19 protein-coding genes are annotated in these 22121 nt (G+C 54.7%); 9 read left to right on the plus strand and 10 right to left on the minus strand.

Going from position 1 to position 22121, the window contains the following annotated elements; all coding sequences use genetic code 11:
• Nucleotides 1-822 carry an aldo/keto reductase gene (locus V8L71_RS03040; RefSeq protein WP_336273168.1) on the minus strand — a complete coding sequence of 274 codons (822 nt, stop codon included), beginning with the start codon at nt 820-822 and terminating at the stop codon, nt 1-3.
• 280 nt (nt 823-1102) lie between these two features.
• Between V8L71_RS03040 and V8L71_RS03045 the strand changes: the two genes are divergently transcribed.
• Together V8L71_RS03045 and V8L71_RS03050 are read left to right on the plus strand one after the other, a co-directional pair.
• Complete coding sequence (locus V8L71_RS03045; RefSeq protein ID WP_336273169.1) at nt 1103-1546, plus strand: ester cyclase; 444 nt, start codon at nt 1103-1105, stop codon at nt 1544-1546.
• Between the two features lie 147 nt (nt 1547-1693).
• Nucleotides 1694-2008 carry an antibiotic biosynthesis monooxygenase family protein gene (locus tag V8L71_RS03050; protein ID WP_101145932.1) on the plus strand — a complete coding sequence of 105 codons (315 nt, stop codon included), beginning with the start codon at nt 1694-1696 and terminating at the stop codon, nt 2006-2008.
• Here V8L71_RS03050 and modF read toward each other — a convergent pair.
• Together modF and ilvC are read right to left on the minus strand one after the other, a co-directional pair.
• On the minus strand, nt 2005-3507 hold the full coding sequence (gene modF, locus V8L71_RS03055; protein ID WP_336273170.1) for a molybdate ABC transporter ATP-binding protein ModF: 1503 nt from the start codon (nt 3505-3507) through the stop codon (nt 2005-2007). The two genes, V8L71_RS03050 and modF, sit on opposite strands and share 4 nt — an antisense overlap.
• Before the next feature lie 119 nt (nt 3508-3626).
• Nucleotides 3627-5099, minus strand: a complete 1473-nt coding sequence (gene ilvC, locus V8L71_RS03060; protein ID WP_336273171.1) for a ketol-acid reductoisomerase — start codon at nt 5097-5099, stop codon at nt 3627-3629.
• A gap of 244 nt (nt 5100-5343) precedes the next feature.
• On the opposite strand from ilvC, the gene ilvY reads away from it, so the two are divergent.
• A complete protein-coding gene (gene ilvY, locus V8L71_RS03065) occupies nt 5344-6222 on the plus strand; it encodes an HTH-type transcriptional activator IlvY (RefSeq protein WP_336273172.1) in 879 nt (292 codons plus the stop codon).
• A 73-nt stretch (nt 6223-6295) separates the two neighbouring features.
• Here the strand turns inward: ilvY and V8L71_RS03070 are convergent, their stop codons facing one another.
• The 3 genes from V8L71_RS03070 to V8L71_RS03080 all read right to left on the minus strand — a co-directional run bounded on the left by V8L71_RS03070 (nt 6296) and on the right by V8L71_RS03080 (nt 9052).
• On the minus strand, nt 6296-6427 hold the full coding sequence (locus V8L71_RS03070) for a putative transporter small subunit (protein ID WP_232774718.1): 132 nt from the start codon (nt 6425-6427) through the stop codon (nt 6296-6298).
• 71 nt (nt 6428-6498) lie between these two features.
• Nucleotides 6499-8151 (minus strand): sodium:solute symporter family protein, encoded by a 1653-nt coding sequence (locus tag V8L71_RS03075; protein WP_336273173.1) that lies wholly within the window; start codon nt 8149-8151, stop codon nt 6499-6501.
• Between the two features lie 340 nt (nt 8152-8491).
• Complete coding sequence (locus tag V8L71_RS03080) at nt 8492-9052, minus strand: manganese efflux pump MntP (RefSeq protein ID WP_336273174.1); 561 nt, start codon at nt 9050-9052, stop codon at nt 8492-8494.
• A gap of 590 nt (nt 9053-9642) precedes the next feature.
• Between V8L71_RS03080 and V8L71_RS03085 the strand changes: the two genes are divergently transcribed.
• The gene (locus V8L71_RS03085) at nt 9643-11052 is read left to right on the plus strand and encodes a diguanylate cyclase domain-containing protein (RefSeq protein WP_336273175.1); all 1410 of its coding nucleotides are present in this window, start codon (nt 9643-9645) and stop codon (nt 11050-11052) included.
• Here V8L71_RS03085 and V8L71_RS03090 read toward each other — a convergent pair.
• Nucleotides 11049-12008, minus strand: a complete 960-nt coding sequence (locus V8L71_RS03090; RefSeq protein WP_176303809.1) for an AraC family transcriptional regulator — start codon at nt 12006-12008, stop codon at nt 11049-11051. The two genes, V8L71_RS03085 and V8L71_RS03090, sit on opposite strands and share 4 nt — an antisense overlap.
• Nucleotides 12009-12329: 321 nt before the next feature.
• On the opposite strand from V8L71_RS03090, the gene V8L71_RS03095 reads away from it, so the two are divergent.
• Both V8L71_RS03095 and V8L71_RS03100 read left to right on the plus strand, forming a co-directional pair.
• Nucleotides 12330-13517: an efflux RND transporter periplasmic adaptor subunit gene (locus V8L71_RS03095; protein WP_176303808.1), complete on the plus strand. Its 1188-nt coding sequence runs from the start codon at nt 12330-12332 to the stop codon at nt 13515-13517.
• Nucleotides 13518-13522: 5 nt separating this feature from the next.
• Nucleotides 13523-16705, plus strand: coding sequence for an efflux RND transporter permease subunit (locus tag V8L71_RS03100; protein ID WP_336273176.1), 3183 nt, complete (start codon nt 13523-13525; stop codon nt 16703-16705).
• Here V8L71_RS03100 and V8L71_RS03105 read toward each other — a convergent pair.
• Nucleotides 16678-17637, minus strand: a complete 960-nt coding sequence (locus tag V8L71_RS03105) for a sodium-dependent bicarbonate transport family permease (protein WP_101145942.1) — start codon at nt 17635-17637, stop codon at nt 16678-16680. The two genes, V8L71_RS03100 and V8L71_RS03105, sit on opposite strands and share 28 nt — an antisense overlap.
• Nucleotides 17638-17745: 108 nt before the next feature.
• Here V8L71_RS03105 and V8L71_RS03110 point away from each other — a divergent pair, with 108 nt between their 5' ends.
• The 3 genes from V8L71_RS03110 (at nt 17746) to V8L71_RS03120 (ending at nt 19877) form a co-directional block, all read left to right on the plus strand.
• Nucleotides 17746-18705 carry a LysR family transcriptional regulator gene (locus tag V8L71_RS03110; protein WP_232774720.1) on the plus strand — a complete coding sequence of 320 codons (960 nt, stop codon included), beginning with the start codon at nt 17746-17748 and terminating at the stop codon, nt 18703-18705.
• Nucleotides 18706-18910: 205 nt separating this feature from the next.
• Entirely contained in the window at nt 18911-19381 is a 471-nt protein-coding gene (locus V8L71_RS03115; protein WP_101145944.1) for a GFA family protein, read from the plus strand.
• A 166-nt stretch (nt 19382-19547) separates the two neighbouring features.
• Nucleotides 19548-19877 (plus strand): four-helix bundle copper-binding protein, encoded by a 330-nt coding sequence (locus V8L71_RS03120; RefSeq protein WP_101145945.1) that lies wholly within the window; start codon nt 19548-19550, stop codon nt 19875-19877.
• Between the two features lie 125 nt (nt 19878-20002).
• Here the strand turns inward: V8L71_RS03120 and V8L71_RS03125 are convergent, their stop codons facing one another.
• Both V8L71_RS03125 and V8L71_RS03130 read right to left on the minus strand, forming a co-directional pair.
• Nucleotides 20003-20656, minus strand: a complete 654-nt coding sequence (locus V8L71_RS03125) for a phosphoribosyltransferase (RefSeq protein ID WP_101145946.1) — start codon at nt 20654-20656, stop codon at nt 20003-20005.
• 25 nt (nt 20657-20681) lie between these two features.
• Complete coding sequence (locus tag V8L71_RS03130; protein ID WP_101145947.1) at nt 20682-22019, minus strand: erythromycin esterase family protein; 1338 nt, start codon at nt 22017-22019, stop codon at nt 20682-20684.
• Between the last annotated feature and the right edge of the window lie 102 nt (nt 22020-22121).

The following is a 22121-nucleotide window of genomic DNA, read 5'->3' on the forward strand; positions in this document are numbered from 1 at the left end:
TCACACCATCTGCAAAGACTGCTTACGCGTTGGCGAGGGGTAGGCGGCGTCGATTTGTGCCAGATCATCTTCGTCGAGTCTGACCTTATCTGCCTTGGCGTTCTGTTTGAGGTGCTCCAGATTCACGGCTTTAGGAATAGCAATCACACCGGGGTGGCGCAGCGCCCAGGCAAGCGCGACTTGCGCGGGGGTGGCGCTGTGTTTGTCGGCGATGTGTTGCAGGGTGGCGTTATGCAGCAGCGCGCCGCCTTGCCCGATGGGGCAGTAGGCCATCAGCGGCATGTGGTGTTGTGCCTGCCAGGGCAGCAGGTCGTACTCAATGCCCCGTGCTTCGGGGTTGTAGAGCACCTGATTGGTGGCGCAAGTTGGCGCGTCTAGCTCGGTTAGGTCGTCAACGTCAAAGTTTGACACGCCCCAGCGCAGAATCTTGCCCTGCTCACGCAGCCGCTCAAACGCTTCCACTGTTTCGCTCAGCGGGTACTGGCCGCGCCAGTGCAGCAGGTAGAGGTCGATAGTGTCGGTGCCCAGTCGGCGCAGGCTGCGCTCGCAGGCGGCTTGAACACCCTTAGTGCTGGCGTTGTGCGGGTAGACCTTGCTGACCAGATACACCTCATCACGCCGGCCTCGGATCGCTTGGCCAACGACTTCTTCAGAACCGCCCTCGGCATACATCTCTGCGGTATCGATCAGCGTCATGCCCATATCCAGGCCTTCACGCAGCGCTCTGACCTCAGCCTGCCGCTGCCCGGCATCCTCGCCCATGTGCCAAGTGCCCTGGCCTATACGGGGTACGCTGTCTCCGCCTAGTTCGATCGTCTGCATATTTCACTCTCCTAGTGTATTTCCTGCTGTGATGCTGTTCTGACTGCCTAAGGCAATCGCCGTTCATGGACCAAGCGTAGACGATCCGTATCGAAAGCCGCCCCATTTGAGAAGCACATCGGTGATCTTGCTGGCGCTATTACGCGTCGTAGATCTCCAGCGGTATTATCGAAACGGGCCGCTATACTGCCAAATACCCCTATTAAACATTGGCGAATAACGACCCGTTGGAGGCGTGACAGAGGGCGCCTAGCCCACTGATCCTCAACAGGAGGCTCACGTGTCAGAACAACATAAGGCCCACATTGCAGCGTTTCTCGACCGCGTTCTCACATCCGGTGAGATTGCCGCCACTGGTGAATACTTCCATGAAGATATGGTGGAAGAGGTTCCGTTTCCGGGCCAGGGGCCAGGCCTTGCAGGGCTCATGGAAACGCTAGCTGGGCTGCGAACCGCCTTTCCGGATATGCGCTGGCGCGTCGAGGAGCAGATTGCAGAAGATAGCCGCGTCTTAACACGCTTCGTTTGGGAAGGAACTCAGCGGGGGGAGTTCCTGGGAATACCACCGACTCACCGTGCCGTCAGCGTGTGGGGCATGGTCATTGATCAGTTTGAAGGGGAGAAGGTGAAGTCCACTCGCATCCTCATGGATACGATGAGCCTAATGCAGCAGCTTGGGGTTTTACCCGGTGCGCCTGAACAAGGTGACGATCCTGCAGCGTAACCGCCTTTAACATCTCGTATAGGAATCCAAGAAATGAATTCTGACATCGTTGCGGAAGCTGATCGTGCCACCCTTGATGGACGATGAACTCAATGAGATTTTCAGCTAATCTCGATTAACGCAGACGTAACGCAAGCAGAGGATTGAATGGCCATCGCTAACACCCCCAGCCCACCTTATTACGCGGTTATTTTCAGCTCTGTGCGCACCGAGGGAGATAATGGATATGGGGCCATGGCTGACAGAATGCTGGCGCTGGCTGCCGAGCAGGAAGGCTTTCTGGGTATTGAGTCAGCGCGTGAGGAGGTGGGTATTACCGTGTCGTACTGGGCAAGCGAGGAAGCCATCAAGCAGTGGAAGCAGAACGCTGAGCATCTTGAAGCTCAGCGCCTGGGGCACAAAGCGTGGTACGCCGAATTTAAAGTCCGCGTTGCCAAGGTCGAGCGGGCTTATGGCATCTAGTGATTCTTTTCCAGCGCTAAATAATGCTCGATGCCTGATATCTGGTCTTCTGCGTGGTGGTTGACGTAGAGCACGGTGGTTTCGGAGCCCTGGCAGATTTTTTCGATCAGGGCGAGAACGAGTTGGCGGTTGATGTCGTCCAGGCCAAGGCAAGGCTCGTCTAGAATCAACAGGGGCGGATGTTTGACCATGGCGCGGGCAATGAGCAGCAGGCGCTGGTCGCCGTATGAGAGCTTGTTAAACGGCTGGTCTGCGCGGTCTTTCATACCGAGTAGTTCGAGCCACTGGTCGGCAATTTTTTTCTGGCAGTCGGTGGACTTGGTGTACATGCCGATGCTGTCGTAGAAGCCGGAAATAATCACGTTTTTACAGCTGGTGCTCACCCGGTATTCCCACTGCAGGTTAGTGGAGACATAGCCGATAAACTGTTTAATTTGCCAGATGCTTTCGCCGTTACCGCGCTGGAAGCCAAACACGAAAATATCGTTGGTATAGCACTGCGGATGGTCGCCGGTGATCAGCGATAAAACGCAAGTCTTGCCGCTACCGTTAGGCCCACTCAGCTGCCAATGCTGCCCCCGTTCTATCGTCCAATCGAGCTTATCGACAATCAACGTGTCGCCGTACTGGATGGTCGCTTGGGTTAATTTGACTAATGGCTGGCTCGGGTCGAGAGCGGGTAGCTTATGGGTAGGGTCGGCCTCCGGCACGCTTAGGTCGGTGGTTTTTAAATGCAGCAATTGGTATAGCTCATTGAAGGCGGCGTTGTCTTGACGGTCTACCGTGAGCTTCAGTCGGCCTTTGTCTCCACGCTGTTTATCCGAACGGTCTTTATCCCCCCGTTTTTTATCTAAGTAGGCCACATGGGTGATGAAGTCCGGCATTTCATCAAAGCGGTTCAGCACCATGACCATGGGAACGGTGTCGATGAGGGAGGCGAGATGGGCTTGCAGCATGGCGAGCGTTTCGACATCCAAGCCATCGAAAGGCTCGTCTAAAATAAGTAAATCAGGCTGGTTGGCCAGTGCGCGAATCAGCATGACTTTACGGGTTTCGCCGGTGGATAGTTTGCGAAACGCGCGATCGAGCAGTCTGCTTAGGCCAAACTTTTCGACCAAGGTTTGAGCGAGCTCAGTGTCTTGGCAATGATCGAAAATCATTTCACTGACGGGGGTGCCGAGTGAGATGACGTCCATAATATCGGCGTCGTCTTTCTTCAACTCTTGGGCGATGAGCTCCGCCTGGACTTCAAAGGAGACGATTTCCACACGGTTGGGAATGCCTTGAATGCTACCGCTCTGAAGGTCACCAATACCCGCGAGCGCAGCCGCCAGGGCGGATTTACCTGCGCCATTGGGGCCGGTGATAACCCAGTGTTGTTCTGGCGTAATGGTCCAATCAATCTCGCTTAGCGTGAAGCGGTCATCAAAGCTGACCGTCGCTTTTGATAGGCGGATAGGGTTTTGGTGAATATCGTCTAGGCGGGTTAACGAATCCATTACTCTCTTCCTTACGCTGTGCGATGAACCAAAAAAGCCGAGCATATCGTGATGATATCTCGGCTTTTTTTGGCGGCCTATGTGTTGAAGACCTGAGTGTCTATCGGTTAATCAGACGATTAAACGATTTTTTTCATGTCAGCCATGTAACCGCGAAGAACCGAGCCAACGGCTTCTACGGGGTGTGAACGAAGGGCGGTGTTAACTTCGATCAGGCGTGCGTTATCAACGCCGTTGTCATCTACCTCAAGGCCTTTACCGATCACGTCGGATTTGATGCCTTTCATAAAGTCAGCCAACAGCGGTACGCAGGCGTGGTTGTAAAGGTAGCAACCGTATTCCGCAGTATCGGAGATAGTTGCGTTCATTTCGTACAATTTCTTACGCGCGATGGTGTTCGCGATGAGCGGCGTTTCGTGCAGCGACTCGTAGTAAGCCGATTCAGCGATGATGCCCGCTGCGGTCATGGTTTCGAAAGCAAGCTCGACGCCGGCTTTCACCATTGCCACCATCAAAATGCCGTTGTCGAAGAACTCTTGCTCAGTGATTTCTACATCACCAGCGGGTGTTTTCTCGAAGTTGGTTTCAGCGGTTTCGGCGCGCCATTTGTGCAGGTTCGCGTCGTCGTTGGCCCAGTCTTCCATCATGGTTTTAGAGAAGTGGCCACTCATGATGTCGTCTTGGTGCTTGTTGTACAGCGGACGCATGATCTCTTTTAACTCTTCAGAAAGATCGAATGCTTTGATCTTCGCTGGGTTAGAAAGACGGTCTAGCATGTTCGTAACGCCTCCGTACTTCAGGGCTTCGGTGACGGTTTCCCAGCCGTATTGAATCAAACGAGAGGCGTAGCCTGGGTCGATACCCTCTTCGACCATTTTGTCGAAGCACAGCAGAGAGCCCGTTTGCAGCATGCCGCAAAGAATTGTTTGCTCACCCATCAGGTCGGATTTCACTTCCGCAATGAAAGAGGACATCAGCACGCCCGCTTTGTGGCCGCCCGTACCGACCGCGTAGGCTTTGGCGAGCGCAAGGCCTTCACCTTTGGGGTCGTTATCTTCGTGAACAGCGATCAAGGTGGGCACACCGAATCCACGTACGTATTCAGCGCGAACTTCAGAACCTGGGCACTTCGGCGCCACCATGATGACGGTTAAGTCATCGCGAATTTTCATGCCTTCTTCTACGATGTTGAAACCGTGAGAGTAAGACAGGCAGGCGCCTTCCTTCATCAGCGGCATCACTGTGTTCACTACCGAGGTGTGCTGCTTATCAGGGGTGAGGTTCAACACTACGTCTGCGGTGGGGATCAACTCTTGGTAAGTACCCACTACAAAGCCGTTTTCCGAGGCGTTCTTCCAAGACTGACGCTTCTGCTCGATGGCTTCCGGGCGCAGTGCGTAAGAAACGTCCAGGCCGCTGTCGCGTAGGTTCAAACCTTGGTTAAGGCCTTGTGCGCCACAACCAATAACCACCATCTTTTTGCCTTTCAGCGCTTCGACGCCGTCAGCAAACTCAGCGGTGTGCATGAAGCGGCATTGCGCTAGCTGAGCCAATTGCTCGCGTAGCGGTAAGGTATTGAAATAATTAGCCATCGTTAGCTTCCTGATTTTATGATCGATGTGTCGGTGTAAGGTACACCGATATTAAAAAGGGTGACACCGTCGCTAGTGGTGAGCGCTAGCGCCAAGTCAGTAAGAGCGTGTGATGAGAGGTAATGTATACAAATGTGACTCTTTCTTAAATTGATATATTTGCAATAACACGTCCCATTTTTCGCAACTGTCGGTTAGTATTCGGACACCGCCATAAACGCAGTCGCGGAGCGCCGACGTTGTTATGAATATTAAACTGTTAAAGCAATTCCTCGCCCTGGCAGAAACGCTGCATTTCGGACGCGCCAGCGATGAGTGTCATATCAGCATTTCTGCGCTGTCGCGCAACATTCGACATTTAGAAGACGAGCTGGGTGTGCCGCTGTTTAATCGCGACAACCGAACCGTAGCGTTGACCCAGGAAGGCCAGAAGTTTCTTAAATACGCGCGGGATACCAGCAGCCAGTGGAACTTGATCCGCCATGAGTTAACCGACAACGCTGATCAATTAAGCGGTGAAATCAGCTTGTACGGTTCCGTCACCGCGAGCTACAGCTTTCTGCATGAGCTGCTGCGCCGCTTTCGTATTGCCTACCCTGCGATTGAAATAAAGCTGCGTACGGGAGACCCGGAACACGCCATTGCGCATGTGTTGGATGGTAAGGAAGATCTCAGCATCGCGGCACGCCCCGCCAACTTACCTCGCGGTTTAGCCTTTAAGCCCATTGCGACGTCGCCGCTGTTATTTATTGCACCGCTTGAGCAGCAAGTACCGAACGTTCCCACGACCTCGCCAACCGCATCGAAAGAGTGGGCGGGTATCCCGATGATTTTATCGGAGAGCGGTGTCTCAAGAGCGCGTGTGGACGAATGGTTTCGCCAACGCGATATTGCCCCGCGCATTTATGCACAGGTGACGGGAAATGAGGCGATTGTGAGTATGGTGAGCTTGGGCTTTGGTATTGGCGTGGTGCCAAAAATTGTGCTCGATAACAGCCCATTGGTGGATCGTATTCGGGTGCTCGACGTGACGCCGGAGCTGGAACCCTACGATATTGGCTTGTTTACGTTGAAGAAAAACTTAAAAAATCCGCTGGTCGATGCTTTTTGGAGCTTGATGTAGGCCTATAAGTCACGGCAGTCCTTTGCCGCACTTATTTCCCCTACTACTACTTGCTCATCTATGAATAACTATGTCACACCAGCTCACGCTTATAACGTCGTGCAATGCGGATGTCTTTGACGGTGGCGATGCCGATGATCGCGAATATGGCGAGTGATATTAACGGCCAGATCAGTACGTATAACGCCAAGATAAAGGTTTGCATGTGCTTTCCTATTGTCTGGCTGGTGCGCTTGGCGCACCAGCGGATGAAGTGATTCTAGCGTGACGCTGGGCTTAGCCTTGAGTCGCAGGCTTGGCCGGGTCGTAGTTGATCACTTTTTGATTAATCTGCGTGAAGTCGAACTTGCTGGAACTCATCAGGCTGACGCCGATACAGACAATGGTGCTGACGCCGTAGGCCATGAGTGAAGCCAGTAGCACCGTGTAGTCCCGCAGGAATCCGACGCAGAAGTAGGCCAGCACGATGGCGCAGAGTGCACCGAAGATCACACCCACCCGGCGTCCGCAGAACCCGAAGGCCATCAAGCCGAGCACCACACCACCGCCGACGGCGGCGAGTAGTTCGAACAGCCCCGCAATGACGCCCATCATCGGTACTAGCTCGAATCGTGCGACGCAGAACATCAGCAGGCCTGCGACTACCGCGGCGGTAAAGGCCGTATTGGTGACCCGGCTCCAGAAACAGCTGGCGATGACCGGGAACACAATCGCGCCCCAGAGAGCACCAACAAAGACCAGCATGATCAGAATATCCATCGAGAAGCTGGCGAGAATCACCCCAATCAGCGTCGCAACGATCATGGTCAGTCGGCCGATAAACAGCATCTTGGTCGGGTCGGGCTTATTTTTGGCGATGTTCTTGCCGTACACATCGGCCATCACAATCGCGGACATGGCGGAGAGGTCCGAGTCCGCGGTAGAGGAGAGCGAACCGATCACCAGAATAAAGAACAGCCCGATAAACACCGGCGAGAGGTACATCGAAACCATCTGCGGGATCAGGTTATTCATGTCGCCATCAATCGGCTCCATGCCGGTCATCAGTGCCATCAAACCAATCATGCCAAGGCCAATAACGATCGCACCGTAACCAATGGTCGCGGTGATAAAGGTCGGTTTGATGTGGTCTTCACGCACGGCAAATAACCGCTGTGAGATAGTCTGGTTGCCAATCGCGTAAGCCAGCACCGCCACAAAGAAGGGCGCACCCTGATTGAGGATCGCGTCCATCGAGAACAGGTTGGCTTGCTCTGGCGTAAGGAGACTCATGCCATCTGACAGCGTTTCCGGGCCGCCGAGGGCGAACATCACCGCTGGAATAATCAGAATGGCCACGGCCATCATCGCCATTAGCTGGGCGAAATCCGTCAGCACCGAGGCGCGGAAACCTGACCATAGCGTATAGGAGAGCACCCCCACCCCGGCAATAATCACACCGGCCTGGAACGAGAGGGGCGAAAGCACCGAGACCAGCGCGCCGGAAGCCGTAAAGTTGACCATCAGGCTGATGATGCTGCCCAGAATGTTGGAGGAGGCGAGAATCAACTGGCTGGAAGAGCCATGGCGGGCATGGATCAGCTCACCGAGGGTGTGGGCGTTGGGCGCCAGTTTGCGAAAGCGACGGCCAAAGGGGTAGATGAACAGAATCATCAACGCGCCCCATAGGCCATAGTGCAAAGGGCCGGAAATACCGTAGGTGTAACCCGAGGTAGCGGCGCCGTAGAATGAGGCCGCCCAGATCCAAGTGGCGGTCATGCTGGCAGCGCCAAGGCCAAAACCGATCTGGTGATTGGACACCATGAAGGCGTCGGTATTCTCCTTTTTCTTCTTGATCAGCAGAGTGAGCAGGTAAGTGCCGCCATAAAAAGCCGCCAGCAAGGCGAGCACAGTCAGCGTCGAGAATTGATAGAAATTTTCTTCGTTCATTGAATACCCATAGGCTTTGCAGCCCTAGCATCCTAAATAGCAACCACAGTTCCCTTTACGGGGTGGCCGCGACAGGACGTAAGTAAAAAACAGAACATCTTTCTAGGTATGTCTGTAGCGAGATGAGACTGCGGTTGGCAGCCTGGTCGTGCAAGTTCAGGCGTTGGAAGCGCCTTAATAGAGGGGCCGGATTAAACGCGCGCAGAAAGCTGCAACAAAGCAGCAACAAAGCGCTGAGAGGATCAATCCAGATGGCTACCCTACTCCCTAAGGCTTGAACAGTACAGGTAGACGCGCTAACGAGCTGGGGAAGTAGGAAGCCTGGAGGGGAGGGGATTCTTCAAAAAAACGCGGTGTGTTCTGCCAATACTGCTAAACCAATACCAATCAATACGACGCCGCCAATCAACTCCGCCCAGTGGCCAACAAACTTGCCGAGTTTGTGGCCCAGGAAGGTGCCCATGGAAGCCATGACGGTGGTGGCGAGGCCAATCGCTAAGCTGGTGGCGATAATGTTGGCATCAATAAACGCAAGGCTGGCACCCACGGCCATGGCATCAATACTAGTCGCCGTGGCGGTTAACACTAATAACCAGAGTGTTTGTTTGCGCTGTTCTAACTTGTCGTCTTTCTTGAGCCCGGCATACATCATATGCAGGCCAATAATGGAAAGTAGCGTAAATGCCACCCAGTGATCCCAGGCCTGCACATACTGCTGCGATGCCTTACCCGCCGCCCAGCCAAGCACCGGTGTTATTGCTTCAATCACGCCAAATACCAAACCAATACCGATAGCATGCCGGAAACGGGGCTTTTGCAGCTCGGCGCCTTTGCTGAGAGAGGCCGCAAAGGCATCTGCCGACATGGAAACGGCCAGGAATAGCAGGGTGATAGGCGTCATGAAATATGCACTCGCTCACTGAAAAAAGTACCGCGTAGAATCCCGTCAGTATGGAAGCAGAAAACATACTTGAGTTTAATCGTCGGGTATTTAATAGCGCTGAATCCTATCAGCTTTTAATAAACAAACAAGGTGGTTTTATAAAAATAAAGTTTGAAATAGCGAACTAACATAGCCTTGGCTAACAATGTGTCCAATAGCTGATTTTGTTGCTTTTTTTAATATTGTATCTACTTTGGTTAATAGGCTCGGTTTTTTAATGTTTAAGATAGTGTTAATTATTTTGTGGGTTTTAAATCATGGCTTAAATGTTTAGATAGAGGGCCATGTTTGGTTGTTTAAGCTAATAAGGTTAAGTGCTGTTATTTAGCTGCTCACTGTCCAAGCACTTGGTCGTCACTGCCGGGCAGACAAAATCATGCTTCACCATTGGGTGCTCGTGTTACAGTATGTACGCACTGAATTTCCGCCGGTATTCGCTAGCATGCTGAGTATGGTTGAAACAGTGCTATTAAGTGAAAGTCCCCATGAAGCGGGCATTTTCTTGATCTTTTCTGCTGTTACTTTGAGCTAAATAAGTAGAGATTAATATGCGATTAGCGGCGTTTATTCGGGCTGAAATGGAGGCGATCCTGCTTGATTGGGAAAGATTTTCTAAGACCCTCTATCATGCTAAGGATATGAGTAGAGAGGGTCTGCGCGATCATGCCAAGGAAATGCTATTGGAGATTGCCGCTGATATCGATTCACAACAGGATGCGTCCGAACAGGCTGCTAAATCGAAAGGGGTCGCACCAAAGGGTGAGGAAGACACTTGGGCAGAAGTTCACGGTGGGGACCGGCAAAATAGCGGCTTCACCGTTATTGAAACGGTATCTGAGTTTCGGGCGCTGCGCGCGAGCGTGGTGTCGCACTGGAGTAAAGCGCACCCAACGCTTGCGGGCCAACGGCTTGAAGATCTCACCCGTTTCCATGAAGCGATAGACCAGGCCGTCGCAGAGTCATTGGAGCAGTACGCTACCGAAAAAGAGATGGAAACACGCCTGTTCGGTGCCATTCTGCTTGCATCCCCAGACCCAATTTATGTATTGGATCTTGAAGGCCGGTTTATATACGCCAACAAGGCCACTGCCGATTTGTTCGCGATGGCGCCCGAGGCGATTATTGGTAAATCCACGTTTGACCTTGGCTTTTCCTTTGCCTCTGACTTTCAGCGCAATTTGGATAAGGTGATTGCTGAACAGACTACTTTTCGCGGTAAGTTCGCCCATACCTTTGCTTCTGGCCAGGGTGAGCGGTTCGAGTATCTACTTGCCCCCGTGCTTGATGAGCAGCAAGACACCGAAGCGACGGTCTGCATTTCCCGCGATATTACTGAGCAGGCTATTGCGGAAGAGGAAGTGTGGCATAACGCCCACTATGACCTTTTGACCGGCTTGCCGAACCGGCGCCTTTTTCTGGATAGGCTGGAGCAGGAAATCAAACATGCCAAGCGCCGTAGTCGGCCTCTTGCGCTGCTCTTTATGGATCTTGACGGCTTTAAAGACGTCAATGACTCGCTTGGCCATGAAGCGGGGGATCGCATACTGTCTGACGTGGCGGAACGCCTTGCTGACTGTGTTCGAGCCAACGATACGGTTGCCCGTCTAGGTGGGGATGAGTTTACCGTGATGCTCACCGGCGCTGAGCAGCGCAAAGATGTCGAGCTTGTAGCACAGACGATCATCGATGCCCTGGCGATGCCATTTTACATGGGGCAACAGCGCATTCAGATTTCCGTCAGCATTGGGGTCGCGTTTTATCCTGGCGCCGCCGCCACTCCTGATGCGTTGTTAGAAGCCGCGGATCAGGCGATGTATCAAGCCAAAAAAGCCGGTTCTAATCAGATGTGTTTTTACGACACGTTCGATAAAACAGGTGCCGACGCAGCCAACGTTTGCCTGCATAGTGAGTTTGCTTCCCCTCCAACTGCGTTAGATACCAATAACGCTGCCGACTAGGCGGGCAGCGGTGATGCTCCGGCTGCACGCAACTGGCTAACATCTGCCCGCGGCGGGGCGCCAAACATGCGGCTGTATTCACGGCTGAAGTGGGAAGGGCTTTCATAACCTACCCGGTAACTGGCGGTGGCTGCTTCCAACCCTTCGGCTAGCATGAGCCGCCGCGCTTCGTGTAGGCGTAGCTTCTTTTGAAACTGTAGCGGCGACATACGGGTGACTTGCCGGAAGCTGTGGTACAGGGTTGATTCGCTCATATTGGCGACTGCCGCCAGCTCGCGGATTTTTAGCGGCTGGGCGTAGTGCTCATTAAGAGCGTAGATGACCCGCGCAATTCGGTTAGCCTGGGAGTCCGAGGCGGTAAACCGGCGCATGTGAGGCCCCATTGCACCCATCAGTGCTCGATAGATCAGCTCACGACGGGCCAGGGGCGAAAGCACCTTAATATCTTCTGGGGTGTCGAGCAGGCTTAAAAGTCGGTAAAGCGCGCTCTGCATACGTGAATCCATGGGGGCAGACTTTAAGCCGCAGTCCATCTCGGGGCAGATAGTGTCATTCCCCGCGGGCGGCGCTGTGTCGCCCAGTTCCAGTATCAGCCCCGCTACCTCCTGAGGATTCACCGCAACCTTTACCGCCAGATAGGGGAGCTCGGGAGTCGCATGATCAATCCTGCCTACCACCGGTAGGTGAACGGCGCTCGCCATGTAGCTGGGGCCGGTGTATACGATCTCCTTGTCACCCAGTAGCACGGTCTTGCTGCCCTGAATGACAAAGCATAGACACGGCTCGTATACGGCACAGTGAAAGCTGGTGGGCGCGTCAGCACGCACGAGTTGCACTTCGGCAATCGCCGTATCCTGGAGTTCTTCCAAGGGCGTCCAGCGGCGGGCGATTTGGCTCAGCTGCTGAGGCAGGCTGTCGCAGAAATGGGCGATCTGCTCAGGTACGATAACGGTCAATGGCTCTCCTCCCTAACAGCTCGAAGTATATGCCTTCGCCTCACCAATCGAAGGCTTTTTCATGTATTTTTGCAGGTTCAGGCAAGCACCTCGCAGAAACCCGCTACCTCGAATGCGTTAGCGTCGCCTATGGTGAGTAACGTCCGATTGACAGTAAGTCACTGTTCGATCATGCCAGCCCATTCAGTCCTCCTGATAACAATAAATGACTGTCGATTCTGACGCTGCGTAAACGACTAGTTAATCGTCAACCGCCCGCGCGGTGTGAAATGTATAACGAACGTTGCTATCGGTTTTCGGTAGCCATTGGAGCAAGTCATCATGGGAAGTCTGTCTCAAAGAAGCCGCTTTGCAAGCAGCCGAACAGTGATTCTGTTCCTATTGTTAACGGCCTTGTTGACCGGATGCGAGGCCAAAAGTGAGGAGGCAGCAGCGCCTTCGTCACCGCCGCCGCCGGAAGTCGATGTCGCGGAAATCATCGCTCAGCCGGTGGTGTTGAGCGAGTCGTTTACCGGGCGGGTGGAAGCGGCTGAAACGGTTGCGTTAAGAGCCCGGGTGAGTGGTTATATCCAGGAAGTCGCCTTTGAGGAGGGCGAGCTGGTAGAGCAGGGTGATCTGCTGTTCCTGATTGATCAGCGGCCTTACCAGGCCCGTGTTGGCGCCGCCCAGGCGGATCTCGCTCAGGCCAAAAGCCAGCTGGCTCAGGCTGCCAGCGAAGCCGAGCGCGCCAGGGTGTTGCTGGGGCGTCAGGCCATTTCCCAAGAGGTGCATGATCAGCGTCAAGCGGCCCTGAATAATGCTCGTGCCATGGTGGATGCCGCCGAGGCAGCGTTAGATACCGCCGAGCTAGACCTGGAATACACTCACATTACGGCGCCGGTTAGTGGCCGTGCCGGTCGGGCAATGGTAACCCGCGGCAATCTGGCCAACGCCGATCAGAGCCTTTTGACCACGCTGGTGAGCATCGATCCGGTACATGTCTATTTCGAGGCGGACGAACAGGCCGCGTTTGCGAGCCAGACACTGCTAATCGGTGATATGCCGAACAGCCTCACCATTGAGTTGGGCGGCGACCCGCAGCGGCAATATACAGGCGCTTTGGACTTTATCGACAACCATTTGAACCCCAATACGGGAACTCTGCAGTTTCGAGCGGTGCTGGCCAACCCGGATGGTCGCATCCGGCCTGGGGAGTTTGCGCGGGTCGAAATGCCGATAGCGCGTTTAGAGCAGGCGTTGCTGGTGGACCGCAAGGCGATCTTGACCGACCAGGATCGCCGCTACGTTTATGTGGTGGATGCCAATAACCGGGCAGAACGTCGCCAGGTAACCACCGGGCGCCAAGTGGCAGAACAAACCGTCATCACTGAAGGACTCACCGCCGGTGACCGAGTGATCGTTAATGGGGTGCAAAAAGTCTTTATGCCGGGTATGGAAGTCGCCCCTCACAAGGTGGCTGATGTACCGCCGGTGAACGCTCAGCCCACCATTGCTGCCAGGGAAGATTAATCGCCATGAATTTCTCCCGTTTCTTCGTGGATCGACCGATTTTTGCGGCGGTGCTATCGATCATCATTCTGGCGGTGGGGCTGATCTCCATTCCCAACCTGCCCATCAGTGAGTACCCGGACGTGGTCCCGCCATCGGTGGTGGTGCGTACGGTTTATCCCGGCGCTAACCCGAAGGAGATCGCCGAGACCGTGGCGACGCCGTTGGAAGAAGCCATCAATGGCGTCGAGGACATGATGTACCTCAAGTCCGTGGCGGGCTCTGACGGCGTGCTGCAGATGACCGTCACCTTCCGCCCAGGCACGGATGCCGAGCAGGCCGCTGTTCGGGTGCAGAACCGCGTTAGCCAAGCCGAGGCCCGGTTGCCGGAAGCCGTGCGTCGTCAAGGCGTCACCACTCAGAAGCAGTCGCCTACCTTTTTGATGGTCGTTCACCTGACCTCGCCCAGCGGTGAATACGACACACTCTACTTACGCAACTATGTGCGGCTGAATGTCCGTGATCGCTTGGCCCGGCTTGAAGGCGTAGGCGACGCGCAAATATTCGGCGGGGGTGACTACGCCATGCGGGCGTGGCTTGATCCCGATCGCATAGCCGCCCGTGGCCTGACGGCCAGCGACGTGGTGGGGGCCATGCGCGAACAGAACGTGCAGGTATCCGCCGGTCAGTTGGGGGCCGAACCCATTGAAGAGAGTGACTTTCTCACCCTGATCAATGCCCGAGGGCGGCTGGAGACGGTGGAGGAGTTTGGTGACATCGTGCTGAAGCGCGGCGAGAACGGCGAGATCCTGAGGCTCTCGGACGTGGCCCGGCTGGAAATGGGTGCCGGGAACTATACGCTGCGCTCGCAGTTGGACGGCCAGAACGCGGTCGCCATCGGTATCTTCCAGGCGCCGGGGGCCAATGCACTGGCTATCCGCGAGCAGGTGGTCGCCGCCATGGACGAGCTGTCCGAACAGTTCCCGGAAGGCGTTGAATATGAAGCGGTTTACGACACCACGATCTTCGTCAATGACTCGATTGAGTCCGTGGTGAAAACGCTGATGGAAGCCGTACTGCTGGTGGTGCTGGTGGTCACGTTGTTCCTGCAGACCTGGCGGGCCTCCATTATTCCGCTGCTGGCGGTGCCGGTCTCGGTGATCGGCACCTTTGGGGCGCTTTACCTGCTGGGCTACTCCATCAACACACTGACCCTGTTTGGGCTGGTGCTGGCCATCGGTATCGTGGTGGACGACGCCATCGTGGTGGTGGAAAACGTGGAGCGGAACATCGAGGAGGGCCTCAAGCCCCAGGCCGCCGCGCATCAGGCCATGAAGGAAGTTTCCGGGCCGATCATCGCCGTGGGGCTGGTGCTGTGTGCAGTGTTTATCCCCATGGCCTTTCTCTCTGGCGTGACCGGGCAGTTCTACCGCCAGTTCGCGGTGACGATTGCCATCTCCACGGTGATCTCCACCATCAACTCGCTGACCCTGTCGCCCGCGCTGGCGGCGATGCTGCTTAAGCCGCATAACGCGCCCAAAGACCGACTCACTCGCGTGATCGATACACTATTCGGCTGGATCTTCCGGCCCTTCAACCGTTTCTTTAACGCCAGCTCCCACAAGTACCAGGGCGGTGTAGCCCGCTCCCTGAAGCATCGTGGCGCGGTGTTTGTGGTCTACGCGCTGTTGCTGCTGGGCACCGGGGTGATGTTCAAGGCGGTGCCACCCGGCTTTATTCCAGTGCAGGACAAGCTTTATCTGATTGCGGGCGTCATTCTGCCGGAAGGTGCGTCGCTGGAGCGAACCGATCAGATGCTTCAGGACGTGGTGGACATCGCCATGGAGACCGAAGGCGTGGAGCACGCCGTTGCCTTTCCCGGCCTTAACGCGCTGCAGTTCACCAATACTTCCAACACCGGGGTAGCTTTTCTTACTCTCAGCGCCTTTGGTGAGCGCAGCCTGAGCGCTGCGGAAATAAATGCCCGCATCAACCAGGGCATTAGCGGCTTGAAAGAAGGCTTTGCATTCTCCTTTATGCCGCCGCCGATCCTGGGCCTGGGCAATGGGTCGGGCTTTCAGCTGTTTATCGAGGATCGCGGCAACCTTGGCTATGGCGCGCTGCAGCAGGCGGTCAATCAACTCCAGGGTGCGATTGCGCAAACGCCGGGGATGGGCTTTCCAATCAGCAGCTATCAATCCAACGTGCCGCAACTGGATGCCGAGGTGGATCGGTTGAGGGCCAAGGCCCAGGGCGTGCCGTTGACCGAACTGTTCGACACTCTGCAGACCTATCTTGGCTCGACCTATGTGAATGACTTCAACCGCTTTGGCCGTACCTGGCAGGTGATCGCCCAGGCGGACGCACCTTTCCGGGCCAGCGTAGAAGATATCGCCCGGCTGCGTACCCGTAATGACCAGGGGGAGATGGTGCCCATCGGTACGATGGTGGATATCCGGCAAACCTTCGGCCCAGACCCGGTGCTGCGCTACAACGGCTATCCAGCAGCGGATCTGGCTGGTGAGTTCGATCCTCGGGTACTCTCTTCCACACAAGCAATGGATGTTATTACCGCCCTGGCGGAAGAGGTGCTGCCACCGGGCATGGAATTAGAGTGGACCGACCTGAGCTATCAGCAATCCACCCAGGGTAATGCGGCGCTGGTGGTCTTTCCGTTGTCGATCCTGCTGGTATTTCTGGTGCTGGCGGCCCTCTACGAGAGCTGGACGCTACCGCTGGCGGTGATTCTGATCGTGCCCATGTCGATGCTTGCGGCGCTAATCGGCGTCTGGTTTGGCGGGGGTGACAACAACATCTTTGTACAGGTGGGGCTGGTGGTGCTGATTGGCCTGGCGTGTAAGAACGCCATCCTGATCGTGGAGTTCGCCCGCGAGCTGGAACTGCAGGGCAAGGACGTAGTGGAAGCGGCCCTGGAAGCCTGCCGGTTGCGGCTGCGGCCGATCATCATGACGTCGATCGCCTTCACGGCGGCGGTGTTGCCTTCGGTAGTTGCCACCGGCGCGGGTGCCGAGGTACGGGCAGCACTGGGTACGGCGGTATTTGCCGGTATGATCGGCGTCACCCTGTTTGGCCTGTTTTTAACCCCGGTGTTCTACGTGGCGCTGCGTAAATTGTCTGGCCCATTGGTCAGCCATCACAGCTCTACGTTGGATACTTCACCTCATCCTACCAGCCATGCCCAAAGTTGATGATAGAGCGGAATGCCGATTAGCACGTTAAAAGGGAAGGTCAGTCCTAATGACGCCAACATGGCTAGGCCAATGTTGGCGTCTGGGATAGCGGCGCGAATGGCAACGGGGGCGGCAATGTAAGAGGCACTGGCGGTAAGACTCGCCAAAATTACCGCTGAGCCAGTGGGTAGCCCTAGCCAGTACGCCACTAGCAGGCCAAAGCAAGAAAACACGATAGGTGCCGCCAGCGCGAATATAATCAGACGGCTGTGCCCCCACCGCAGGCTGCGCAGTGTTTCTGCCGCGACCAGGCCCATCTCCAACAGAAACAGCGCCAGAATGCCATGGAAGGCTTTGGTATATAGGCCAGTCACCGACTCACCAGCATCGGGGCCATATAGCCAGCCAATAAGGACACCGCCCACCAACAGGATCACGCCGCGATTGGTCAGAGTTTCGTGCCACAATCCGGAAGTTTTGATCGGCTCTGACGTTGTGTCAGTGGCCTTTTTACGGCTGAAGCGCCGGTAGAGCAACAGGCCCAGCATGATGGCCGGTAGTTCGAGCAGTACCAGGTAGAGCGTCACCTGCCCACCTGTTATTAGGCTATGCGCTTCGGTATACGCCAGGGCCACGGCGAACGTACCGGCGCTAACGGAGCCATAGTGGGCGGCAAGGCTGGCGCTGTCGGCAATGGATAGCCTCACCAAATAGTGAACCACCGGAAAGATAATCAGTGGAATGATGATCCCCAGCAGAGTGACACCAGCTAACTCGACCAGCAGCGATATGCTCAAACTGCCATGCAGCGCCATGCCGCCTTTAAGGCCAATGGTCAGCATCAGCAGCAGGCTCAATATGTCATAAGCGGCTTTGGGAATACTGAGATCAGAGCGCACCACACCGGCAACCACTCCTAGTACAAAAAACATCACCACAATATCCGGCACGGCCAATCTCCTTGATGGGTTTTAAAGCGGTTACTTTAGCGATCCAAAGAGATTGATGAAAACAAATAGACTTTATACAGTCATAGATGATTTTCTATGGTGCTGGCTATGAAAGTACGACAACTCACTTTTCGTTTGCTACAGGTCTATGCCGACGTGGTTCGCACAGGCTCACTGACGGCCACTGCAAATCGGCTCCACCTGACCCAACCCACGGTGTCTCAGCAGTTAAAGCGGCTGAGAGAGATTGTCGGTGAACCAATTGTGAGCCACGAGGAAGGTCGCTTGGTGCCCACTGAGGTTGGTCAGGCGCTTTATCAACTTAGCCAAGATTTGCTTAGCCGTGCCGATGTGTTTAATCAGTACCTGGAAGAGTACAACCGCGGAGGGCGCGGGCATTTCAGTATCGGCTTGGTGAACACCGCGCAATATGTACTGCCACGGCTGTTAGGGCCGTTTGGTCAGGCTAACCCCCAGGTAGATGTCACGGTGGAGATAGGTAATCGCCAGCAGATGCTCAATCGTTTTGAACGCCATGAGGATGACATCTACGTATTTAGTCATCCACCCATTGATGACGATGTGTTAGCCGCGCCTTTTCTGAGCAATCCATTGGTAGTGGTGGGGCCCCAGCATTGTCGTTGGGCAAGCGTAGAGGGTCTCAACATGGACGCACTCAAAGAGGAGCGATTTCTGCTGCGTGAACCGGGCTCTGCGACTCGGCATACCTTTGATGCCTGGCTGTATAATGCGGGTATTGAGCTACGCTCTACCCAGCAGATCGCCAGTAATGAGGCTATTCGGCTAGCGGTGGCGTCAAACATGGGCCTAGCAGTGCTATCTCGCCACGTTGTTGCAGATTCGCCCAACGGTGTCCAAGAACTGCCGCTGCAGGGCTTTCCGCTGAAAAGTCGTTGGCACTTTGTGGTCAGGCGACAACGCCGCTTACCCCCCGCCGCCATTCGTTTTTTGAGCTATGTACAAGGTTCCCTGGCACAAGCGTTTGACGAGCCTGAAGGGGAGATGGCCGTGGCTGAATTGCTTCAAGCCTTAGAGGCTGAACGCTGATGCCTTGACTTACAAACAGCGTCAATTATCCCCGTTAAAAGCGGCCTAGATCCTATGCGCTAAGCTAAGATATTAAGAGAGGGCTTGAGTGAGAACTTAAGAGCGTACTTAAGGGGGCACTTAAGAGAGAACTTAAGATCGCACTCGGTTCATGCAGTCGCGCCTTGATATTCGTCTTGGGTAACCGCTGCAAACGGAGGCAACTATGCTGCTCGAAGGTTCATGCCACTGCCAAGCAGTGACGTTTAGTGTGACGTCACACCACCCTTATCCTTTCAACCGCTGTTACTGCTCCATTTGCCGCAAAACGGCAGGTGGTGGCGGCTACGCCATCAACCTTAGCGGCGATAACGAAACGCTAAAGGTGACGGGTGAAGAGCATATCAGCGTCTATCGCGCGCTTATCAAGGGGGAGCAGAGCACAGGGGAGCGGCATTTCTGCAAACACTGTGCATCGTCGCTATGGGTTTATGACCCCGATTGGCCCGAGCTGGTGCATCCCTTTGCCTCAGCGATTGATACCGACTTGCCGACCCCTCCCAAGAAAACACACATGATGCTGGGAAGCCGGGCGGATTGGGTCGAGGTCAATGCGCAGTTTCAAGACAAATGCTTTGATGAGTACCCGGATGAGAGTCTTGCCGAGTGGCACCAGCGGCTAGGATTGGAGTGCTAGGCCGTTAATGAGGCCGCTTGCTTCGCTTGTGTTGAAAACAGGCTGTTCTACTCTTTTATACGCACTCCATAGAAATGCGACCCATTGGAGTTCAACGTACGGCTTGCAAGGCCTGCCTTGCGAATGGCCAGCCGTGTTCTCGTTTTTTGACAAGGAGGGTGGAAAGATGGAATTTGAAAAATATAAGTCGTGTATTGAAGCGTGTAATGTCTGCGCCGTTTATTGTGATTCTTGCGCTACTGCCTGCTTGCAAGAAGATGATGTGAAAATGATGGCTGAGTGTATCCGTTTGGATCGCCAATGCGCGCAAATTTGCCGCTTGGCAGCTTCCTTCATGGCCCAGGGGAGTGAATACGCCAAGGACATCTGCCGAATATGCGCTGATATTTGCAAAGCGTGCGGTGATGAGTGTGCCAAACACGATGCCGAGCATTGTCAGGAGTGCGCTAAGGCGTGCCATCATTGCGCCAGTGAGTGTGCTGCGATGGCTGCCTAGGTTTTGTACGAAAAAGGCAGCGTAAAAGCCTAAACCTAGATTAAACAAAGCCAGCTTTCATACGTCGTGAAAGCTGGCTTTTTTGTCTTTTCATCTATATCAAAGAGAACGTTCAAAAGAGTGCGTTAAAAAGAGGGGGCCTTCTGCAAAAGGGTGATCACTTCATCATCGCTGGTTTGGGTGAAATCTTGATAGTGAAGGCCAACGGCGATAAAAGGCTCGGGAGTAGCTAAACAGACCAAATCGTCAACCTCGGTAGCTAACTCATCCAATGTGGATTGCGGAGCGACAGGCACTGCCAGAGTAACGGAAGCGGCGCCTGCCTGGCGTAGTGCCCTGGCGGCTGCTTTTGCGGTTCCGCCAGTGGCGATACCATCATCCACCAGTAATACATGACGTTCGCTCACGTTAATGGGCGCCCGGTTACCAATATAGGCCTGACGGCGGCGGGTTATCTCGCTTAGTTGGCGCTCTACTTCAGCTTCAAGATAACGTTCAGAAGGCTGAAAAACCTGCAGCACATCCGCGGTCCATACCACCTGAGGTGGGTCGCCATCGACGACAGCGCCTAGCCCAACCTCGGGTTGCCCAGGCGCGCCAATCTTACGCACGATGACCACATCCAACGGAAGTTTAAGGGCTATCGCTATCTCGTAGGCAACGGGCACACCCCCTCGAGGTAGTGCCAGCACTAGGTCATATCGCGCCCCGGATAATGCGTGGGCAAGCTTTCGTCCTGCTGCTCGTCGATTATCAAAAAGTGCTTGTTGCGTGTGCATGTGTGGCTCCTAAGCGCCAAGCGGCCTAAACCCCAAAAGGATAAGTGTCGGGTACTCCCTGGGGCCTTTCGCTCGGCAGTGGCGTCACTGCGGTGGTCTCATCGAACCACACATAGGCATCAAACTGCTCTGCTAGCGAGGCCTTGAAGTAATGGCTGTAGTACTCGCTTTCCGGACGATAGATGACGCCAATAGCACGCTCCAGGCGTGTTTGGGTTAGCTGTTCTCGAACCTTAGAGTGTTGAGGGTTGCGCAGCTCAATTAAGGCGCGTGGCAACTGTGTTTCATGAAAAATTCGTTCAAAGGAGTCTGCCCGTGACGGCACGATCTGCTTGATCTTCATTGGCGAATCCCAGTTGTCAGCCGCTGCCACGATCCCCGTGTGTGTGCCGAAACCGATTAAAACAGCTTGATCGCCATAGGCGGTGCGGCACAGCTCGCCGATATTGAATTGACCCTGCCAGCCCATTTCAGTGGCCGACGCATTACCGATATGGGAATTATGCGCCCAGACCACTACCTTAGCGTCTGCTCCTTTGGCTTCTATCACCTGCTGTAGCGTATCGAACATGTGGCGGTCTCGTAGGTTCCATGACTGGGTGGAACCACGGTACATAAGCCGATAGTACTGTTCGGCGGCTCTCACTACGCGGGCGTTCTGGGTGGCATTGAAATAGGCTTCTTCGCCCTCCTTGGCCATATACTCAATGCGGTGTTCCAGTAGCGCCTGAAGTTGCTCAACCACTGCCTCTTCGCACGTATCTTGTTCTTCTTGTAATAGGGCGTGACCGTACAAGGCTGGTTCGCTTTGCCAGGGCGTTAAACAGCCATAACGTTGACGGGCCGCTTGAGCGGCTTCCGGGTCGATTCGATCCAGGTAATCAAGCACGGCGAAAAGGGACGCGCGCAGTGAGTAGATATCCAACCCACGGAAGCTGGTACGTTGGCTGAAAGGCAGCTCGGCATTGTGTTGGCGCAACCATTCGGTGAAAGTCGCCACCTCTTCGTTGTGCCACATCCAAGCGGGAAACCGTGTGAAAGCTTGTCGGTCGTCACTTGTTGCAGCGCGATGCCGAACATAGCGGTCGATGTATGCAGCATCCGGCCAATCCGCTTCAACCGCTACAATATTGAAATTGTGCTGTTCGATAAGTCGTCGCGTAATGGCGGCGCGGGCGCGATAGAATTCAGAGGTTCCATGGGACGCCTCACCTAGCAACACAATCTTGGCATCGCCGAAACGATCAAAATGGGCGCCGAATGCGTCTTCCTCTTGCAAACTTGGCAGCGGCTCACAAGCAGCAGCGATGGCCTTGGCTGTTTGCTGGGCGGATGAATAGGGTGCTGTTATCGAGTGATCCATAGGAATCTCCCAGCACACGAACAGGCGAAAAAGCAGCTTAAAAAATACTGACAATTTGAAAATTACGAATAGCTTGAAAATAACTATAGTAAGGAAGAAACA

This window comes from Vreelandella indica (genome assembly GCF_037070225.1).
GTDB classification, from domain to species: Bacteria; Pseudomonadota; Gammaproteobacteria; order Pseudomonadales; family Halomonadaceae; genus Vreelandella; species Vreelandella arctica.